We start from the raw sequence: 1,574 nt of genomic DNA on the forward strand, positions 1-1,574 counted from the left end.
ACGGGTGCGGTGGTGCGCATCGAGCGGGAGGTGTCGGTGTGAGCTATCCGGATATGAGTGTGTTCGGCCATGATCCGTGGTGGCTGATCTTGGCCAAGGCGGTCGCGGTGTTCGCGTTCCTGCTGCTGACGGTGTTGGTGGCGATCCTGGCCGAACGCAAAATCTTGGGCCGCATGCAGATGCGCTACGGCCCTAACCGGGTCGGCCCGTTCGGGTTGCTGCAATCGCTGGCCGACGGCATCAAACTCGCCCTGAAAGAGGGTTTGGTGCCGGCCGGGGTGGACAAGCCGATCTATCTGATGGCACCGGTGATTTCGGTGATCCCAGCGATCCTGGCGTTCGCGGTCATCCCGCTGGGCCCGGTGGTGTCGGTGTTCGGCCATGACACCCCGCTGCAGTTGACCGATCTGCCGGTCGCGGTGCTCTACATCCTGGCCGTCACCTCGATCGGGGTGTACGGCATCGTGCTGGCCGGCTGGGCCTCAGGTTCGACCTATCCGTTGTTGGGTGGGTTGCGTTCCAGTGCGCAGGTGATCTCCTACGAGATCGCGATGGCCTTGTCGTTCGCGGCGGTGTTCCTCTACGCCGGCACGATGTCCACGTCGGGGATCGTGGCCGCCCAGGAGCACACCTGGTATGTGTTCCTGCTGCTGCCCAGCTTCGCGGTGTACGTGACCGCGATGGTCGGGGAAACCAACCGGGCCCCCTTCGACCTGCCCGAGGCCGAAGGGGAACTCGTCGGCGGGTTCCACACCGAGTACTCCTCGCTGAAATTCGCGATGTTCATGCTCGCCGAGTACGTCAACATGACCACCGTCTCGGCGCTGGCGACCACGTTGTTCCTGGGCGGCTGGCACGCCCCCTGGCCGATCAGCCTCATCCCGGGGGTCAACACCGGCTGGTGGCCGCTGATCTGGTTCGTGGCCAAAGTCTGGACCTTCCTGTTCATCTTCATGTGGCTCCGCGCCACCCTGCCCCGACTGCGCTACGACCAATTCATGGCACTCGGCTGGAAACTGCTCATCCCCACCTCCCTGATCTGGATCATGATCGTCGCCATCCTGCACACCCTCGGCCACACCGGCATCATCCCCAACCTCATCGCCGCCGCGGCGTTGCTGGCGGTGGTGGTGATGGTCCGGCGGATCATCCGGCGGCGCCGAACAGCACACACAGCCTTGGCGGCAACCGAATTCGATCCCATGGCCGGTGGGTTCCCGGTGCCGCCGCTGCCCGGCCAGCGGCTCACCGCCACGTGGCCGGCCGCCACCGAGGTGGGCGCACCGGTGCGCAATGGGCACGATGTCCACGACCGGGTGGCCGTCGCAACGTGGGGGAGTGGCGATGCCTGAGTTCTTGGACGCGGTCAAGGGTTTCGGCGTGACGTTTTCGACGATGTTCAAACGTCCCATCACCGAGGAGTATCCAGAAAAACCCGGCCCGGTCGCCCCGCGCTATCACGGCCGCCACCAGCTCAACCGCTATCCCGACGGCCTGGAGAAATGCATCGGCTGCGAATTGTGTGCCTGGGCGTGTCCGGCCGACGCCATCTACGTCGAAGGTGCGGACAACAC

2 protein-coding genes are annotated in these 1,574 nt (G+C 65.1%); both read left to right on the forward strand.

What is annotated here, in order from left to right; all coding sequences use genetic code 11:
• Positions 1 to 53 precede the first annotated feature (53 nt).
• Positions 54 to 1,352, forward strand: a complete 1,299-nt coding sequence (nuoH, locus tag MSZK_RS31375; protein WP_371411425.1) for an NADH-quinone oxidoreductase subunit NuoH — start codon at positions 54 to 56, stop codon at positions 1,350 to 1,352.
• On the forward strand, positions 1,345 to 1,574 hold a 230-nt coding region (locus tag MSZK_RS31380; RefSeq protein ID WP_142389994.1), incomplete at its 3' end, for an NADH-quinone oxidoreductase subunit I. The genes nuoH and MSZK_RS31380, both read left to right, overlap by 8 nt.

The organism is Mycobacterium sp. shizuoka-1 (genome assembly GCF_002723835.1).
Lineage (GTDB): Bacteria > Actinomycetota > Actinomycetes > Mycobacteriales > Mycobacteriaceae > Mycobacterium.

Bases quoted from the DNA above. Each gene is read 5' to 3' on its own strand.
- nuoH (WP_371411425.1), top strand. From the start codon at position 54: ATGAGTGTGTTCGGCCATGATCCGTGGTGGCTGATCTTGGCCAAGGCG.